At 58.7% G+C, this 18,347-nt stretch carries 14 protein-coding genes; 8 read left to right on the top strand and 6 right to left on the bottom strand.

Features of this window, described 5'->3' with window-relative positions; translation table 11 throughout:
- The first annotated feature begins 62 nt into the window (after positions 1–62).
- The 4 genes from ACQKPZ_RS13750 to ACQKPZ_RS13735 all read left to right on the top strand — a co-directional run bounded on the left by ACQKPZ_RS13750 (position 63) and on the right by ACQKPZ_RS13735 (position 6,050).
- Complete coding sequence (locus ACQKPZ_RS13750) at positions 63–1,445, top strand: PLP-dependent aminotransferase family protein (protein ID WP_427538855.1); 1,383 nt, start codon at positions 63–65, stop codon at positions 1,443–1,445.
- A 341-nt stretch (positions 1,446–1,786) separates the two neighbouring features.
- Positions 1,787–2,977, top strand: coding sequence for an ectoine hydrolase DoeA (doeA, locus tag ACQKPZ_RS13745; protein ID WP_427538853.1), 1,191 nt, complete (start codon positions 1,787–1,789; stop codon positions 2,975–2,977).
- Positions 2,978–3,080: 103 nt separating this feature from the next.
- On the top strand, positions 3,081–4,259 hold the full coding sequence (gene argE / locus ACQKPZ_RS13740; protein ID WP_427538850.1) for an acetylornithine deacetylase: 1,179 nt from the start codon (positions 3,081–3,083) through the stop codon (positions 4,257–4,259).
- Between the two features lie 387 nt (positions 4,260–4,646).
- The gene (locus tag ACQKPZ_RS13735) at positions 4,647–6,050 is read left to right on the top strand and encodes an aminotransferase (protein WP_427538847.1); all 1,404 of its coding nucleotides are present in this window, start codon (positions 4,647–4,649) and stop codon (positions 6,048–6,050) included.
- Positions 6,051–6,122: 72 nt separating this feature from the next.
- Here the strand turns inward: ACQKPZ_RS13735 and ACQKPZ_RS13730 are convergent, their stop codons facing one another.
- A complete protein-coding gene (locus tag ACQKPZ_RS13730; protein WP_427538845.1) occupies positions 6,123–6,680 on the bottom strand; it encodes an Lrp/AsnC family transcriptional regulator in 558 nt (185 codons plus the stop codon).
- A gap of 301 nt (positions 6,681–6,981) precedes the next feature.
- Between ACQKPZ_RS13730 and argE (ACQKPZ_RS13725) the strand changes: the two genes are divergently transcribed.
- The 4 genes from argE (ACQKPZ_RS13725) (at position 6,982) to ACQKPZ_RS13710 (ending at position 12,161) form a co-directional block, all read left to right on the top strand.
- The gene (argE, locus tag ACQKPZ_RS13725) at positions 6,982–8,196 is read left to right on the top strand and encodes an acetylornithine deacetylase (RefSeq protein WP_427538842.1); all 1,215 of its coding nucleotides are present in this window, start codon (positions 6,982–6,984) and stop codon (positions 8,194–8,196) included.
- Positions 8,197–8,308: 112 nt separating this feature from the next.
- Complete coding sequence (locus ACQKPZ_RS13720) at positions 8,309–9,790, top strand: amino acid permease (protein ID WP_427538839.1); 1,482 nt, start codon at positions 8,309–8,311, stop codon at positions 9,788–9,790.
- A gap of 37 nt (positions 9,791–9,827) precedes the next feature.
- A complete protein-coding gene (gene doeA, locus ACQKPZ_RS13715; RefSeq protein ID WP_427538836.1) occupies positions 9,828–11,030 on the top strand; it encodes an ectoine hydrolase DoeA in 1,203 nt (400 codons plus the stop codon).
- Positions 11,031–11,198: 168 nt separating this feature from the next.
- Positions 11,199–12,161, top strand: coding sequence for a LysR substrate-binding domain-containing protein (locus tag ACQKPZ_RS13710; protein WP_427538833.1), 963 nt, complete (start codon positions 11,199–11,201; stop codon positions 12,159–12,161).
- A 16-nt stretch (positions 12,162–12,177) separates the two neighbouring features.
- On the opposite strand, the gene ACQKPZ_RS13705 is transcribed toward ACQKPZ_RS13710, so the two are convergent.
- The 5 genes from ACQKPZ_RS13705 to ACQKPZ_RS13685 all read right to left on the bottom strand — a co-directional run bounded on the left by ACQKPZ_RS13705 (position 12,178) and on the right by ACQKPZ_RS13685 (position 18,149).
- On the bottom strand, positions 12,178–12,876 hold the full coding sequence (locus ACQKPZ_RS13705) for an aspartate/glutamate racemase family protein (protein WP_427538830.1): 699 nt from the start codon (positions 12,874–12,876) through the stop codon (positions 12,178–12,180).
- A gap of 339 nt (positions 12,877–13,215) precedes the next feature.
- Positions 13,216–14,418 carry a CaiB/BaiF CoA transferase family protein gene (locus ACQKPZ_RS13700; RefSeq protein WP_427538828.1) on the bottom strand — a complete coding sequence of 401 codons (1,203 nt, stop codon included), beginning with the start codon at positions 14,416–14,418 and terminating at the stop codon, positions 13,216–13,218.
- Between the two features lie 48 nt (positions 14,419–14,466).
- Positions 14,467–15,300: an HpcH/HpaI aldolase/citrate lyase family protein gene (locus ACQKPZ_RS13695; RefSeq protein ID WP_427538825.1), complete on the bottom strand. Its 834-nt coding sequence runs from the start codon at positions 15,298–15,300 to the stop codon at positions 14,467–14,469.
- Positions 15,301–15,348: 48 nt separating this feature from the next.
- Positions 15,349–16,608 carry a methylaspartate ammonia-lyase gene (locus tag ACQKPZ_RS13690; protein ID WP_427538822.1) on the bottom strand — a complete coding sequence of 420 codons (1,260 nt, stop codon included), beginning with the start codon at positions 16,606–16,608 and terminating at the stop codon, positions 15,349–15,351.
- A gap of 101 nt (positions 16,609–16,709) precedes the next feature.
- The gene (locus tag ACQKPZ_RS13685) at positions 16,710–18,149 is read right to left on the bottom strand and encodes an aldehyde dehydrogenase family protein (RefSeq protein WP_427538819.1); all 1,440 of its coding nucleotides are present in this window, start codon (positions 18,147–18,149) and stop codon (positions 16,710–16,712) included.
- Between the last annotated feature and the right edge of the window lie 198 nt (positions 18,150–18,347).

Genomic DNA, 18,347 nt, shown 5'->3' with positions numbered 1-18,347 from the left:
CTCTAGGGCATTAGCCGTTTGTCGGCGGCGAACAACCATAAAAAGAACGTCGAGGTGAGTTCATGCTGGAAGAGTGGCGGGCAGCGTTGCAGCATGCTGAAGAGGGTGAGTCGAAGTACAAGACCTTGGTAAGAACCATCGCCGAGGATATCGAGCAAGGACGGTTGGCGGAGCTGCAACGGTTGCCGTCGCAGCGCCAGGTAGCCCACGCCTTGGGCATCAGTGGCCAGACCGTTACCAACGCTTACCAGGAGTTGGAGCGCCTGGGGTTGCTGCGGTGCGAAGTCGGGCGCGGTAGCCATGTCTCCAAGCGCGTAACGAAGCACATCACCACCTACATCCTCGATGAAGACCAGCCCGCGATTGCCGACCTTTCGACGGCAACGCTGATGCGCACAACCGAGCATGAGCGTTGTTGGCGGGCGCTGTGCGAACGAATGAGCAAGGAGCAGGAGCAGCCCTGGTTGCGCGCCTCCCGCCCCATCGCCGGAGCCCAGGCGCATCGAGAAATTGCCAGTGCCTGGATAGGCAGCCATGGTCTGAAAGTAGAGCCGGGCAGAGTGATGATCACCAATGGCGCGACACATGCTTTGCACATCGCACTGACCTCAATTACGGGCCAAGGTGACTTGGTCGCCTGCGAGAATCTGACAGATCACGGGATCATCGGCAGTGCGCAGGTTGTGGGGTTCAGCCTGAAAGGGCTCGACACTGACGCGTACGGCATCAAGCCCGAGGACTTCGATGATTTGTGCTGTAACGACCGCGTGACGGCGCTGGTTTGCACGCCCAACCTCAACAACCCGACCAGCAGCATCATGCCTGACGCGCGACGGCGCGAGATCGCCGAGATCGCGGGCAATCATGGTGTTTTTATCATCGAGGACGATGTTTACGGCCCGTTGCTGGGTGCGGGAAGCTACGTACCCATCAGTCAGTATTTGCCGGATCTTTCGTTCTACTGCACCAGCCTGACCAAATCCGTGATGACCTCGCTTCGCGTTGGATTCCTGGTTCCTCCCAAGCGAGCTGCAGCCAGGGCTGAAACGGTATTGCGTCTGACCAGTTGGATGACCAACCCGATCATGTCGGAAGTGGCGGCACGCTGGTTACGCGACGGTACGGCCGAGGCGCTGACCAGGGTGCAGCGTCAATTGATCGAGGCGCGTCAGGCGCTGGTGAGTGCCTACCTCAAGGAATACATCCTGGCTCAGCACCCTCGTGCATTGATCGCATGGCTTCGAGTGCCCCCGTACTGGGGGATGCAGGCCTTGGTGAGCCGATTGCGCGAACTCGGTATTGCAGTGACTTCCTCCGAACCGTTTACCGTACCGGGGGGCAAGCCGCCACAGGCGATCCGAATTTCGATTGGTGCCGAGTACGACGACGATCAGATGAAGCGGACGCTCGAGCTGATCTCGGGCACGTTTGCTTCGGTTGCCTGAGCCCTGTGACAAAGCAAATTCAGCACCGATTATTCGGCGCCTGACCTGGTCAGGTGCAGCTTTGTCCGGTGTCGCATCATTATTGTGCGCGCCCCAACAACTCACGTCTGTAAAAAATGTTCTAGGGCAATGAGGGGCAATTAAACGCTCGGTAAGCTGAGCCCGTATCCAGAAATAAACCTCGCGTTGTTGAATGACACCATTGTTGCACTCGGGTTGGAGGGCGTGGGTTTAAACGACCCGAGGCAGTGTGTTGTTAATCAGCAGGCGGCGTGTAAGTGTTGTGCCTGTTATGTGTTTCTTGAGGTGACGTGATTTCCATATAAAAAAGGAGATGCGCAATGCCAGATTCAGTGATCAATTTGCCGTTTTCATTAAAGGAATATGATGAACGCTTGACCAAAGTCAGAACTTCCATGCAGCAAAAAGGTATCGAGCTGCTGGTAGTCACTGATCCTTCCAACATGGCCTGGTTGACCGGGTATGATGGTTGGTCGTTCTATACCCATCAATGCGTGCTGGTAGCTCTTGATGGCGAGCCAGTCTGGTATGGCCGGGTTCAGGATTCCAACGGCGCCAAGCGCACGGTGTACTTGCAACTCGACAACATCATTCCTTATCCGGATATCTACGTTCAAACGCCTGAGCGCCACCCGATGGACTACCTGTGCAAGGAAGTCATCATCCCGCGTGGCTGGTCGAACTTGCGCATCGGCGTGGAAATGGATAACTACTATTTCAGCGCCGCTGCTTACCAGTCGTTGATCAAGCACTTGCCCAATGCCACCTTCAGTGATGCCGAGGGACTGGTGAACTGGCAGCGCGCAGTCAAGTCTGCGCAGGAAATCGTGTACATGCGCCGCGCTGCGCGCATTGTCGAGAACATGCACAACCGCATTCTGGAGGTCGTCGAACCAGGTATCCGCAAGAACGATCTGGTGGCCGAGATCTACCACACCGCCATCGCTGGCACGCCAGAGCATGGTGGCGATTATCCCGCCATCGTGCCCATGCTGCCGACAGGCCCCGATGCCAGTGCTGCTCACCTCACTTGGGACGACACACGCTTCGAGCGAGGGGCGGGCACCTTCTTCGAGATCGCCGGTTGCCACCGCCGGTATCACTGCCCGATGTCGCGCACGATCTACCTGGGCAAGCCGCCGAAGCACTTCCTCGAAGCCGAGCAGGCCGTGGTTGAGGGTATCCATGCCGGGCTGGAAGCTGCTCGCCCAGGCAACACCACCGGGGATATCGCCCGGGCATTCTTCAAGGTGCTGGAGAAGTTCGGCATCCACAAAGACTCGCGTTGCGGCTACCCGATCGGTATCAGTTATCCGCCGGATTGGGGCGAGCGCACCATGAGCTTGCGCCCGACCGATACCAGTGTGCTCCAGCCCGGCATGACGTTCCACTTCATGCCTGGATTGTGGATGGACGACTGGGGCCTGGAGATCACCGAAAGCATCCTGATCACCGACACCGGGGTAGAAACCCTGGCCAACGTACCGCGCAAACTCTTCGTCAAAGACTGATGACCGCAGCGTCGTGGCCTCCGTGCTTTTCATTGCGGAGGCTTTGGCGATGCTTCCTAACCGTGGTTCCCGAAGGGAACAGTATCCTCTGCAGGTTATACCCATGAATCAGATGGCTTCCCACCCGATCTCCCTCGACTGGATCGAGCGCCTGGTTTCGATCGACACCGTCAGCCGCAACTCAAACCTGGGGTTGATCGAGCTGGTGCGCGACGAACTGGCCAAGCTCGGGGTGCAGTCCGTGCTCACTCACCACTCGACTGGAAGATGGGCCAACCTGTTTGCCACCATCCCCAGCGTAACCGGCCAGACTACCGGCGGAGTCGTGCTGTCCGGCCATACCGATGTGGTGCCGGTAGACGGCCAGGACTGGGCGACCGACCCTTTCAAGCCGGTAATCATCGACGGCAAGATGTATGGCCGCGGCACCTGCGACATGAAGGGCTTCATCGGCGCATCGCTGGCCCTTGTGCCGCAGATGCAGGCTGCGCAGTTGCAAAAGCCGATTCACTTGGCGCTTTCTTTTGACGAGGAGGTGACCTGCCTGGGGGCGCCGATCATGATCGAGGAACTGATGCGCCGCGGTGTGAACCCTGATGGCTGTATCGTCGGCGAGCCGACTGGCATGCGCCCGATCGTTGCCCATAAAGGCATCAATGCCTATGAATGTTGTGTTCACGGCCATGCGGCGCATTCATCGTTGACGCCTCATGGCTTGAATGCCATCGAGTACGCCGCACGGCTGATCTGTTACATCCGTGACATGGCCGATGAATTCAAGCAGCAAGGGCCGTTCGATCAGCTCTATGACGTGCCATTCACCACAGCTCAGGCCAGCACCATTGTGGGTGGCAATGCGATGAATACGGTACCGGCGCTGTGCAAGTTCCAGTTCGAATTCCGCAACCTGCCGACCATGAACCCGAAGCCGATATTTGAGCGCATCCAGCGCTATGCCAACGAAGTGCTTTTGCCGCAGATGCAGAAAGAACATGCCAGTGGCGCCATCGACTTCACCCTTATCTCCGATGCACCGGGGCTGGACGCGTCGGAGCAGGCTGCGATCACTCAGTTGGTGCGAGCACTGACCGGTGATGACGAAAAGCGCAAGGTGGCTTACGGCACCGAGGCCGGACAGTTCCAGGAGGCGGGTATTGCGAGTGTCATTTGTGGGCCGGGTGACATCATGCAGGCGCACAAGGCCAACGAGTTCGTGACGCTGGAACAGATTGGCCAGTGTGAGGCATTCATCCAGAAGGTCATTCGCAGTCTTGAGCAATAGGCCACCCACCGAGGTTAGCCCCTATGACGTCACGCAAGGTACGTGGTTTACCAAGGCCTGTGGAGACGGGTTTGCCTGCGAAGCAACCGTTGCGGCGTCAGGCTTGGCCTTTCCCCTGACAATGGTATCAGCGAGTGCGTTGGTTGCTTGCTGGCTTAGTGAAAGGTTTTTTCTGACATAACAAGATCAAATGTAAAGTAAATTACAATATCAGTTGACGTATGCGTTTTTTCGTGTGATTTTGCATTTCGTATGATCGCTGGTGTCGATGGCGTGACCGAGAGGCGGGGTGTGGCATGCCCAGCCTGCAGGCAGGTCGGCTAAGGGTCATCAAGCCCTGGTGGACGGGCCCAGCCCTGAAACCATTGACCAAGACAGGAAAGTGCTATGAACGATAAAAACTACCAAGAAATCATGGAGCAGGATCGCGCGTCGGTACTGCACCCTTTCACTCAGCTCAAAGACTTGGCCACCGGTAAGATCGACCCCACCGTGATCGTCGATGCCAAAGGCATCCGCGTGACCGACTCCACCGGCCGTGAGTACATCGACAGCTTTGCCGGCCTGTACTGCATGAACCTGGGTTATGGCCGTACCGAAATCGCCGATGCGATTTCCGAGCAGGCACACAAGCTGGGCTTCTTCCACACTTACGCCGGCCACACCACCGATCAGCTGGCTCGCCTGTCGTCGCGTCTGGTCAAGATGGCACCTGGCAAGATGAGCAAGGTGTTCTATGGCCAGTCCGGTTCGGACGCCAACGAAACCCAGGCCAAGCTGGTGTGGTACTACAACAACCTGCGCGGCAAGCCGAACAAGAAGAAGATCATTGCCCGTGAGCGCGCGTACCACGGCAGCTCGATCATCTCCGGCTCGATGACCGGCATGAGCTTCTACCACAACAACATGGACCTGCCGCTGCCGATCATCCTGCGCACTGGCGTTCCTCACTACTACTGGGGTTCCAACCCAGGCGAAACCGAAGAGCAATTCTCTGCTCGCCGTGCAGCTGAACTCGAAGAGCTGATCCTGAAAGAAGGTGCGGACACCATCGGTGCCCTGATTGGTGAGCCGGTGCTGGGCTCGGGCGGTATCGTGCCGCCTCCAAAGGGGTACTGGACCGAGATCAAGCGAGTCCTGGACAAGTACGACATCCTGCTGATTGCTGACGAAGTGGTTTGCGGCTTCGGTCGTACCGGCAAGATGTTCGGCTGCGACCACTTCGGTCTCGAGCCAGACCTGATCACTTGCGCCAAAGGCCTGACCTCTGCCTACTTCCCGCTGTCGGCCGTGATTGTCAGCGAGAAGGTGTACAAGGTCTTCGAAGACGGCGCAGACAAAGTGGGCCCGTTCTCGCACGGCTACACCTACTCGGGCCACCCGATCGGCCTGGCCACTGCCAACGCGGTGCTGGACATCATCGAGCGGGAGAACATTGCCGAGCACGCCGAGAAAGTTGGCGCCTACTTCCTGCAGAGCCTGAAGGAAACCTTCGGCAATTGCCCGATCGTGGGCGAGGTCCGCGGTATTGGCCTGCTGGCTGCACTGGAGTTCGTAGCCGACCCTGAGAAGAAGGTCCGCTTCGATGCATCGCTGAAAGTGGGTGCCCGCATTTCCCAGGCTGCCCGTGATCGCAACCTGATCGCCCGTGCAATGCCGCATGGCGATATCCTGGGCTTCTCGCCACCGCTGACTATCACCATCGACGAGGTCAACGAAATCGTCGAGCTGACCCGTCAGGCAGTCGAGCAGGTTGTTGGTGAGCTGCGTGCTGAAGGCGTGATCGCTTAAGCGGGTAGTCCGAACAAGAAGGCGCCAGGTTTGAACCCTGGCGCCTTTTTTGCGTTCAGGCCCATGCGTTAGTCATGCCTCCCGTTGTTCCTTGAGGAACTCCTCGATCTCCAGCAAAAGCCCTTCGGAGAAATTCTTCGCTGGCATTTCAGCGATCGACACTTGAGTGGCAGTCCCTTGCAGGCCGGTGACCTGCCAAACCCTGTCCATGAGGATTGCGCGCAGGTGATTGTGGTCTCGTGCCCGCAGGCGCACCAGCAGGTCTAGATCGCCGGTGACCAGCAGCACGTCCTGCACCTCGGGGATCTTCCACATCTGGCTCATCACGTCACCGATGTCGTAACCGGGGGTGGCTACCACCGACAGGAAAACAGTCAGCGGGTAACCCAATGCGGCCCAATCCACCTCGGCAGTGTAACCGCGGATGACGCCTGCCTTTTCCAGGCGGCTCATGCGCTCGCTGACAGTGGGGGCTGAGATGCCCAGGTTTCCGGCAATCTGACGCTGAGAGAGCCTGGCGTCGGTCACCAGCACCTTGAGCAGGGCCAGGTCGACCTCATCGAATGCAAAGGTAGGCGTTTCGGGAGCAGTCACCTGGCGGATGGTGGAGTGGGTGGAGGATTTTTGCACGTAGCGCTCCTGGGAGGGGGTCGGGTTTACAAATGTAAGCCTATCACACCGAATAGCAGCAAGAATTTCAAATGCAAAAGAACAAGGCTTTCAAGATCTTTCATGTGAAAGAGATATAGTTAATTGTCTTGCCGTACGAAAGGTGTTGTGTAATATTCTCTTTGCGAATGAATTTGATCGCTCGTGACCGGGACGAGCAATCAAGGCTACGCAAGACTCCGCCGCAGGACCTCAGGGCCGACAGGCTCGATTCGTTCCGGCGGACGCGCAAAGACAAGAGGCTGACTTGAGGAGCCCCTGAATGAATACGTTTGAAGCACTCGGTACCGCCGCTGGCACAGCTGGGCAGATGCCTGCTTCTCTGGAATGGGTGAAGCGGCTGGTAGCGATGAACACCGTAAGCCGTCTTTCCAATCTGGAGCTGATCGAAGACGTGCGTGGTTATCTGACCGGGCTGGGTGTTGAATGCACCCTCACGCACCACAAGAGCGGGCAGTGGGCGAACCTTTTCGCGACCATTCCGGCGAGCTCCGGCGTCACCCACGGCGGCATCGTGCTGTCCGGCCATACCGATGTAGTACCAGTGGATGGCCAGGACTGGCATAGCGATCCGTTCAAGCCTGAGGTGCGGGACGGCAAGCTGTATGGTCGTGGCACCTGTGACATGAAGGGGTTCATTGGTGCCGGCTTGCACCTGGTGCCGGAAATGCTGGGCATGCGCCTGGCCCGGCCGATTCACTTTGCCTTGTCGTTCGATGAGGAAGTGACTTGCCTGGGTGCGCCGCTGATGATCGAAGAGCTGATGAAGCGTGGCATCAACCCAGACGGTTGCATCGTCGGTGAGCCGACCAACATGCGCCCGATCATCGCGCACAAAGGTATCAATGCTTATCGCTGCTGCTTCAAAGGCCACGCTGCCCATTCGTCGCTTACACCGCACGGGCTGAATGCCATCGAATATGCCGCGCGACTGATCTGCTTCATTCGCGACACCGCGGAAGGCTTCCGTCGCAGTGGCCCGTTCGACGAGCAGTACGATATTCCGTTCACCACCGCACAGACCAGTACCATCAGCGGCGGCAACGCGATGAATACCGTGCCGGCCGAATGCAATTTCGAATTCGAGTTCCGCAATCTGCCGACCCTGGATCCTAAAGTGATCTTCAAGCAGATCGAAGCCTACGCCTTCGATGTACTGCTGCCGAAGATGAAGGCAGAACACCCCGATGCGGCCATTGCCTTCGACATGATCTCTGATGCACCGGGCCTCAACGCCAGCGAGCAGGCGGAAATCACCAAACTGGTGCGTGCGCTCACCGGTGACCAGGACAAGCGCAAGGTGGCATATGGCACCGAGGCTGGCCAATTCCAGGATGCGGGGATCCCCAGCATCATCTGCGGCCCCGGTGACATTCAGCAGGCACACAAGGCCAATGAATACCTTTCGCTGGACCAGCTGGCCCAGTGTGAAAGCTTCCTGCGCAGAGTGGTGCGCAGCGTTTCGCTCGATCAATAAGTTCAGGTCAAGCCACTGCTGCAGTGGCTTGTTCGAACCTGACATCCCCGATTTGTAATGCTCGACCTTAGTTCTGCCTTAAATAAAGTTAATAAAATCAAAGGTGAAAGGTATGCAAAAGCAACCCGTGCACGCATCGTCGGATGCGTCGGCCAGCGCCCCTGACGGTGAAGGCACATTGGTTCGCGGCTTGGCGAACCGTCATATCCAGTTGATCGCCATCGGCGGCGCTATCGGTACTGGCCTGTTCATGGGCGCCGGTAAGATGATCCATGTCTCCGGATCGTCGATTGTCCTCACCTACGCCATCATTGGCTTCTTCCTGTTCTTCGTCATGCGCGCACTCGGTGAGTTGCTGCTGTCGAACTTGAAGTTCAAGACTTTCGCGGACTTCGCGACCCATTACCTTGGGCCGTGGGCTGGCTTCTTCGTTGGCTGGTCGTACTGGATGACGCTGGTGATCGTGGGCGTGGCCGACTTCATCGTGATCGGTGGTTACTTCAAGTTCTGGTTCCCGGACTTGTCGCCCTGGATACCCGGGATGGGCACGCTGGCTTTCCTGTTCTTGCTGAACATCATGGCGGTCAAGGCTTTCGGTGAAATGGAGTTCTGGTTCGCCCTGATCAAGATCGTCGCCATTGTGTCGCTGATTGTGGCGGCCTTCGTGATGGTCGCCAGCGGGTTCGTCTCGCCCACGGGAGTAACGGCTTCGTTCAAGCATGTGATCGAGCCTGGAACGATGTTCCCTAATGGCATCATGGGTTTCTTTGCCGGTTTCCAGATCGCCATTTTCTCTTTCGCAGGCATCGAGTTGCTGGGTACCACGGCCGCTGAAGCCAAGGACCCCTACAAAACCCTGCCCAAGGCCATCAACGCTGTACCGATCCGCGTGCTGCTGTTCTACGTACTGTCGCTGTCCTGCATCATCGCCGTGTCTTCCTGGGCCATGGTTGCCCCGGACAAGAGCCCGTTCGTTCAGTTGTTCCAGATCGCCGGTCTGCCCATTGCGGCAGGTGTGATCAACTTCGTGGTGATCAGTTCGGCCATGTCGGCGGGCAACTGCGATGTCTTCTCTTCCAGCCGCATGCTGTTCGGCTTGTCTTGTGAAGTTGATGCGCCTTCGGTGTTCAAGCGCCTGTCGAAGTCGGCCGTACCTATGCCAGCGCTGATCTTCTCGTGCTTCTGCATGTTCATGGGCACTGCACTGCTGGTGTTGATTCCGGACCTGATGACGGTGTTCACCACGGTGTCGACCATCGCGGCGATCCTGTTCATTTTCACCTGGTGCATCATCCTGGGTTCGTACCTGGCCTACCGTGCCAAACGACCTGATCTGCATGAAACCTCGACGTTCAAGATGCCTGCCGGGATCTTCATGTCCTGGGCGTGCCTTGCATTCTTCGTCTTCGTTCTCGGCCTGCTCGCGCTGGAGCCCGATACGCGCCAGGCACTGGTTTTCATGCCGCTGTGGTTTGTCTATTTGTTCGTGATGTATCGCATTCAGCGCGTCAAAAAGCGCGCGATCAAGCGCGGTCTTTCAGCCGCATCTGTGCAAACAAGTGGCGCCCGCCCAGAAGCAGCGGCAGGTGTCTGAGTGGCCGAACACTCAACGTTTTACGGTAGGAGTCGGTATGAGTGAGAGTGCAAGTGGTTTTCCGTCTCTGAGGCAGTATTTCACTGTCGACGAGTACGCGGCGAGGTTGGTCCGGGTCCGGCAAATGATGCAGCAGCGCGGTGTCGAGTTGCTGATTGTGGCCGACCCGTCGAATATCGCCTGGTTGACCGGGTATGACGGTTATTCGTTCTACAACCACCAGTGTGCCGTGGTCGCAATGGAAGGGGAGCCTGTCTGGTACGGCCGAGGCCTGGACCTGAATGGGGCACGGGCAACGACTTATCTGGCCAATGACAACCTAGTGGGTTACCCGGAGGAATACGTTCAGCGCGACTTGCACCCGATGGAGCATTTCGCCCGGGAAGTGATTCAGGCGCGTGGCTGGGAACGCCGGGTTGTCGGCCTTGAAATGGACAGCTTCTATTTCTCGGCCGCCAGCTTCATGACCCTGCGTACGTTGTTGCCCAATACCACCTGGGTGGACGTCAACAACCTGGTCAACCTGGCCCGTGCCGTCAAGTCCGAGGCCGAGCTTGAGTACATGCGTATCGGTGGCCGCATTCTCGAGAAGATGTACGAGCGTGTGGTCGAAGTGGCCGAGCCGGGTGTACGCAAGGCTGATGTGGTAGCCGAGATCTATTCCACGGCCATCCGTGGTGTCGACGGGTTTGCCGGTGACTATCCATCGATCGTGCCGATCGTGCCTTCTGGCATCGAGGCCGCTACGCCTCACCTGACGTGGGATGATTCGGTTCTGGTCGCAGGTGAAGGCACGTTCTTCGAGATTGCTGGCGTATACCGCCGTTATCACTGCCCGGTTTCACGTACGGTGTTTTTGGGCACGCCGCCGAAGAAGTTCCTCGATGCGGAAAAAGCAGTGGTCGAGGGGATCGAGGCAGGGCTTGAGGTCGCGCGGCCAGGCAACACTTGCGAAGACATTGCCCGCGCATTCTTCGATGTCATGGCCAAGCATGGTATCAAGAAGGCAGGGCGTGTCGGCTACCCGGTCGGTCTCAGCTATCCACCTGACTGGGGCGAAAGAACCACCAGCTTGCGCATTGGGGACCAGACGGTCCTGCAACCTGGCATGACGTTCCATTTCATGCCGGGCCTGTGGTTCGACGATTGGGGTATCGAGATCACCGAAACCATTGCGATCACTTCCACTGGGGTGAGTTGCCTGAGCAACGTCCCTCGGAAGATGTTCGTCAAGGAGTAAGTGCTTCCAGGCACAGGGTAAGTCGGACTGTTCTGACGACTGCCGTACTTGCCCGACGCGTGGATGAAAGGGGAGCTAGAGTGTTACAGACCCCCCGCTTGGCGCTGGCTTCCCGAACTTACGCAAACCTCCGCATCCGCGGAGGTTTGTTTTTTTCGACACACATTCTTGATTGAAGAATCAAGCAGGGGTAATTTTCTCTTTATGAGAAATATGGACCTTGAAGATTTGCATATCTTCCGCGCTGTGGTTCAGCACGGGGGAATCGCCCATGCCGCCCGGCAGCTGAATCGCGTGCCGTCCAATGTGACGACGCGAATCAAGCAGTTGGAAGAGCGCTTGAGCGTGGCGCTGTTCCGGCGACAGGGGCGGCATCTGGTGCTTACTGACAATGGGCATACATTGCTCAGGCATGCGCAGCGGTTGCTACAGATGGCCGATTTGGCCGAGCAAGAGCTGCAAACGGGCATCGCAGCGGGTGTGCTGCGCCTGGGCTCCCTGGAGAGCACCGCGGGTGCCCGGCTGCCACCCTATCTTTCGGCTTATCATCAGCACTTCCCGGAAGTCAGCATCGAATTGCAGACCGGCATCACTGATGTGTTGCTGCAAAAGCTTGCGCAATATGAACTGGACGCAGCATTCGTCGCCGAGCCGTTCGAGCTTGGGCGGTTTTCCAGTGTGCCCGTCTTCGACGATGTTTTGACCCTGATCACTGCCAAGGGGGAGGCCACAATCAGTCAGGCAGCCGATTTGCAAGGGAGGACGGTGGTGGTGTTCCCGCATGGTTGCTCTTATCGGCGGCGCCTGGTGGAGTGGCTGGCCGAAGAAGGCGTCTCACCCGGTAAGCTTCTCGAGTTTGGCTCTTATCACGCAATCGTGGCCTGTGTGGCAGCAGGGATGGGAGTCGGTGTCATCTCCCAGGCGGTGCTCGATCATGCTGTGCTGGGTGCCAGCGTTCAGTGTCATCCGTTGCCGGCTGCATTGGCGAGCAATCGAACGCATCTGGTATGGCAGGGTGAGATGACTGCGCCTGTGGCAGCTTTCATGCATCTTTTGCAGTCTCCCGAAGCCGCAGTTGAGTGTATGCGGCCAAGGGCTGGTAGCGAAGCTCAGCCAGCCCTGGTGAAGTGATGCTGCAGCTTTACTTTCACTCGCCAAGGGCGAAGGCGACCGCGGCATCGACATGAATGGCAGTTGAATCGAAGCCTGGTAGCGGGAGCTTGTCCGTTTCCAGAATCATGCAGATCTCGGTACAGCCGAAAATAACCGAGTCAGCGCCTTGGGCCTTGGCTGTTTCGATGATACTGATCAGCAGGTCACGCGAACCATCGAGCACTTTACCGATGCTCAGTTCGTCAAAAATGATGCTATGGATCTGCTCGCGAGCTTCGGCATCTGGAACCATGACGTCGATGCCCGCTGCTTTCATCCGGGCCGGATAGAAGCCGTTCTCCATGGTGTATCGCGTAGCGATCAGCAGTGGCTTGCGTTTGTTGGCAGCGATCAGGCGCTGGCCAACCGCGTCGACGATATGGATGAAGGGCAGGGGCGTGGCTTGGGAAACTGCGTCAGCTACCAGGTGCATGGTAACTGCGCAGATCATGATGCAATCGGCTCCGCCCGCTTCCAGGCTGCGCGCCACCGCGGCAAGGTGGTCACCCGCATCGTTCCAGCGGTTGGTTTTCTGCATGTCTACGATGGTCTGAAAGTCGACAGAGTGCAAAAGCACCTGTGCAGAGTGCAGGCCGCCCAGGCGCTGGTTGATCGCCTCGTTGATCCGGCGATAGTACACGGCAGAGCCCTCGAAGCTCATACCGCCAATCAGGCCTATTTTACGCAGGGACATGGTGACTCTCCATTGGGCTGGAAACGGTTCGACGACTGTGTTGAATAAAGCTGGGCAACAGACGCCTTGCGCTGGCGGTGTCTTGAAGGTCTGACAGCAGTTGCGCTGGGTCTAGTCCTTGCGATGCGAGTGTTGCCTCACGCCGACGTATGCAGGCCGCTGCCAAGGGCTATGGTGGGTGACTGGCAGCTGATCCTAGCGGGCTTTTTAAATCATGAATACTGAATAGTCATGACCGATATTTCTCATTTTGAGAAATATGGATGAGGGCTGTGACTTGCATGCGCTCGGGTGATTGAGGACGCAGGCGGCGGGGCGTGCACCCCGCCACTGGCCGGATCAGATGATGTTGTCCTTGGTAAGTTGGTCGATCTGGCCCACGCTATAGCCCAGCTCCGCCAGAATTGAAGACGAATGCTGCCCAACAGCTGGTACTGCGCCCATGCGCGGCTCGAAAGCGGAACTGCGTCCTGGGGGCAGCAGTGCGGGTATAGCGCCCGCCGGGCTTCCCACTTCACGCCAGCGATCGCGCGCCTTGAGCTGTGGATGCTGCCATACGCCGGCCATCTCGTTGACTCTTGCATTGGCGATCTGTGCTTCATCCAGGCGCTGCACCACGGCGTCGGCGCTGAGGCTGGAGAACAGGTCGAGAATGATCTGCCGCAGCTCCACCCGGTTGGCCGAGCGCAGTGGGTTGGTGGCAAAGCGCGGGTCATCGGCAAGCTCGGGCAGTTGCAATACGCTCTCGCAAAACGACTGCCACTCGCGCTCGTTCTGCAACCCCAGCATGACCACGCCACCGTCGCCCGCATTGAAAGGACCGTAGGGGTAGATGGTGGAGTGCGAGGCGCCGGCCCGTGGCGGTGGTGGCGCGTCGTTGTAGGCGTAGTACAGCGGATAGCCCATCCACTCCACCAGGCTCTCGAGCATGGAGATGTCGACGCGGCTGCCGACGCCGGTCTTCTCGCGCAGCAGCAGCGCACTGAGAATGTTGGTGTAGGCGTACATGCCGGCGGCAATATCGGCAATCGAGCAGCCGGCCTTGGCCAACTGGTCTTCGCCCTGGCCTCCGGTCACCGACAGAAAACCGCCTTCGCTCTGGATGAGCAGGTCATAGGCTTTCTTTTTCTCGTACGGGCCGCCGACGCCATATCCAGAGATGTCGCAGACGATCAGGCGCGGAAAGCGCTCCTTCAGGGCCTCGTAGTCGAGCCCCATGCGCGCTGCCGCACCTGGCGCCAGGTTCTGGATCAGCACGTCGGCGTCTTCCAGCAACTTGAGCAGGATTTCCTTGCCTTCGGCAGCCTTGAGATCCAGGCCCAGGCTCTCTTTCGAGCGGTTGGTCCAGACGAAGTGGGAGGATAGGCCATTGACTCGAGTATCGTAGCCGCGGGCGAAATCACCGCTGCCTGGGCGTTCTACCTTGATAACTCGGGCGCCGAGATCTGCAAGTTGACGGGTGCAGAAGGGGGCCGCGATTGCGTGCTCCAGGCTGATGACTTTGACGCCGTCCAGCGGCCGGACAGTGTGTGCATTGTTCATTGATAGTCTCCCGTTGCAACGCCAGCCGTCTGGCGGCTGGCCGGACAGTCAGTTGAGAGTGGCATGCGCTGCCTGAGCGAGAATTTGCTCGGCACGCAGCACCACCGGGCGATCGATCATCTGGCCGTCGATCGTGGCCACGTTGCTGTCTGACGCGCGCTGGACAATTGCGGTGGCCCAGGCGATCTCGTCTTCGGTAGGCAGGTAGGCGCGTCGTACCGGGGCGACTTGGCGAGGGTGAACGCAGAGCTTGCCGGTGAAGCCCAGGGAGCGGGCATATTCAGCTGCATGCAAGGTCACTGACTCATCGAGGATATTGGTCGTAACCCCGTCGATGGGGCCGGCGATCTGGCTTGCAGCGCAAGCCAACACCAGTTGAGAGCGTGCGAACAGTTGTGCCTGGTTGTCGTCAGACTTGATCTGCACGTCTGCAGCAAAATCGACATTGCCGAAGGCCAGACGGGCAACGCGGGGAGAGGCGGCGATCTGTGGCGCGTTGAGGACACCCTTTGCGGTTTCAATCAGGGCCACGATCAGAATTCCGTCGCCGAGTGTGGCAACGGTTTCGGCAATGTCCTCAGCGGTTTCGGCCTTGGGCAGCATGACTGCACGCGCAAGCCCGGCAAGGGCGTGCACGTCTTCCTCGAAAGCCGAGGTCGTGCGTGGGTTGATGCGTACGACCGTCGGCAGGGTCGGGTTGCTCAGGAGCCAGGTCCGCACGTTTGCTCGCGCTTGCGCTTTCTCGGCTGTTGCGACGGCATCCTCAAGGTCGATGATGACGATATCGGTGCCTGACTCATGGGCCTTCTGGAAGCGTTCAGGACGGTTGCCTGGTACGAACAGGAACGAAGTGGCGCCATTGATGACGGTGTGCAGCGACATGATTCTTATCCTCTGAGGCGACGCAGGCGCCGCCCCGTGCATCAGTGGTCAGGAGCGCTCGATAAGGCTGGCGATCCGCAGAGCGCGGTTCATCTCGTTAAAGACAATGTTGTAACCCTCGTCGAAGCCCATGCCGGGCTTGGCCAGCATCTGGCTCACGCCGGTTGCCACGCCGATATGGGCGGTGGTACGCGCCGACTGGTCCGTCTCTGCGCAGGTGCCGCCGAGTACTGGGCCGATACCGTATTTGTGGCAGCCGAGGATGGCGTCGATGGAGTTGTGAATCGAGCCCAGGTCCGGGGTCTTGATTTGCACCATGTCGGTGGCCCCGGCGGCTGCGAACAGGTGGACATCCTCGGCCGTGTTGGCCCATTCATCGGCAATGATCGATACCTTGCTGCCACGCGATTTCAGCGTTTGTCGCAGATTCCCCATGGCTTCGATCTGAGCGTCACGGTTACCGGCATCAAGTGGGTGTTCGATGCGCAGTTCGTGGTCGCCTGCAGCACGTTCCAGCTTCTGGATGATGTTGGCGGTGTGCTCGATCGAGCCTTGTGCCACGCTGCCGATCAGGCCATACACGTCGATGTGGAGGATGGGTTTGTAGCTTTCGCTGACGCGCAGTTGGCCGATGCGTGCGCGCAGCCAGCCGATGTACTCTTCCAGCGCGACGCCGTCGGTGCCTACCAGGCTTGGTGTGTTGATCAAGCCATGGGGAAGGACCGGGACGCTCTTGAGGATCATCTTGTCGACGGTGGTATAGCGTTCATCGCCGCACTGGCCGTAGATCGGTACCGCAGCCAGTGGGCGACTGATGTCCCATTCGTCCTTGATCACCTGAGCCATCAAGTGGTGGCCAGCGGCATGCGCAGCAGCATTGAGCAGTGCCTGTGAAACGCCGTAGGCAGCGGCCCGCTTGCTGTCGAACAGTTCATCGACCAGGCGTTCGGTGGCGATCGCGGCTTCCCGGAAGCCATTCACCGGCATACCCACCAGGCGAGGCCCCAGTTCCTGTTCGATCTGTTGGGCGAGGGCGGCAGCGTGGAAGCGTGGCTCACGGCCGCCCACGCCGGTGTACTGCACGCTCGCGCAGTCGCCGTGGGCGATGTAACCGTCGCTCAGCACCAACATCACCGAGACGGCTTCGGAGGGCTCGCGAACCGCTTTGAAGCCAGGGGTCACAGGGACGCCCAGGTAAGCCGAGCCATCCCTTACTGCACCCGCCTTGATCGCGGCTTGGTCATCGAAAAAGAACGAACCTACGCCAGGGGACGCAATTACCTTGGCGATTGTAAGCGGAGTAGCCATTTCAACCTCTTCGAGATGTCGCGAATCATCGCGTCCATTGATACTTGGCAAGGGGCGCTCCCGATCCAGGGCCGGTGAGCGCCAGTTCGTCATGTTGCGAGTCAGAGCGCAGACTGGTTGATCAGCTTGAGTTGGGTGTAAGCGAGCACGCCTTCGCTGCCGCCTTCGTAGCCGTAACCACTGTTACCCAAGCCACCCAGCGCAACGTCGGGCAGGGACGGGGCTGTCTGGTTGATGCCCAGGTTAGAAGCGTTCAGCTTCGCCACGACCTCGTTGCGTACTCGCAGCGAATCGCTGAACAGGTACGCAGCGAATGCATAAGGTGCTGCGTTGGCATGCTCGAGGGCTTGCTCAAGCGAGGCGACTTTCTGCACGGTGGCAATCGGGCCAAAAGGTTCTTCGAAGAGGATCTTGGCGTCGCTAGGTACATTGCTGAGAATGGTTGGCTTGAAGAAGAAGCCGGGGCGGTCGACTTGGTAGCCACCCGTCTCGATCACTGCACCTTTGCTGACCGCATCCTCGATCAGTGCCTTGAATTCGGCGATACGACCTGCATGGGCAACAGGGCCGAGGGTGGTGCCGTCTTCGAGGCCGTGGCCGAGCTGATAGGACTCGGCCTTCGCCACGAGACCCTGAACGATCTTGTCATGCAGGCTTTCATGAACCAGGTAGCGAGTCGGCGCGACGCAGGACTGACCGGCGGTGCCGAACTTGGCGGGTGCCGTGACCTGGATGACGCGCTCTGGATCGGCGTCCTCCCAAACGATCACCGGGGCATGGCCACCCAGCTCAAAGACACAGCGTGTGAGATTGCGCGCCGCTTGGGCGGCCAAGAGCTTGCCGACATGGGTGGAGCCAGTGAACGAGACGATCTTGACCTCAGGTGCGGCAAGCAGTTGCTCACTCACTGCGGCAGGGTCGCCGTACACCAGGTTCACAACCCCGGCCGGGATTCCCGCATCGACGATGGCACGAATGATCACTGTGGCACTGTATGGCGTGAATTCAGACGCTTTGAGCACTGCCGTGCAACCGGCGGCCAGTGCAGCACCCAGCTTGCGGGCAATCAGCACGGCCGGGAAGTTCCACGGGGTGATCGCTGCTGCCACTCCCAGTGCGGTGGGTACTGAAAGACGCGTGCTACCTTCGACGATGCCAGTGTGGACTTTGCCGAAGACGCGCGAAGCCTCTTCGCCGTTCCAGCCGAATGCCTCGATTGCGCGCCCGGCTTCGCCGTAGGCATCTGCCTTGGTCTTGCCACCTTCCAGCAGCAAGGCATTGGCAAGCTCGTCGACGCGTTCCGCCAGCAGGGCCGAAACCTTCTTCAGCAGCAGCCCGCGGTGGACGGCAGGGGTTCGGCTCCACGCCGGGAATGCTGCGTCGGCCGCTTTGATTGCTGCATCGACCTGACTTGCGCTGGCCAGGCTGACAATGCCAAGGATATCGCCATTGCCAGGGTCCACGTTGTCGCGTTTGCCCGCGCTGCCCTCCTGCCATTGGCCATTGATGAAGAGATGTGCATCCAGGTTCTTAGCGGGCATAGCGGACTCCGAAGTATCAATCGATGGGCATCAGCGCCAGGGCTCGGCGGTTGTTTTTGGATATCATGCCGAAAATTTCATTCGCATGATTGATTCTACACAATGCCTTTCGAATGACAACAGCTAGCTTGTAAATCCTTTCTTATGAAAGATATTGATTCAATGTTGTTTTTGTATGTAGAGTCGACCTGGGCTTTC

The sequence above is a fragment of the Pseudomonas sp. NPDC089547 genome (assembly GCF_050280665.1).
Lineage (GTDB): Bacteria > Pseudomonadota > Gammaproteobacteria > Pseudomonadales > Pseudomonadaceae > Aquipseudomonas.
This window is presented reverse-complemented; position numbering and strand designations above follow the sequence as displayed.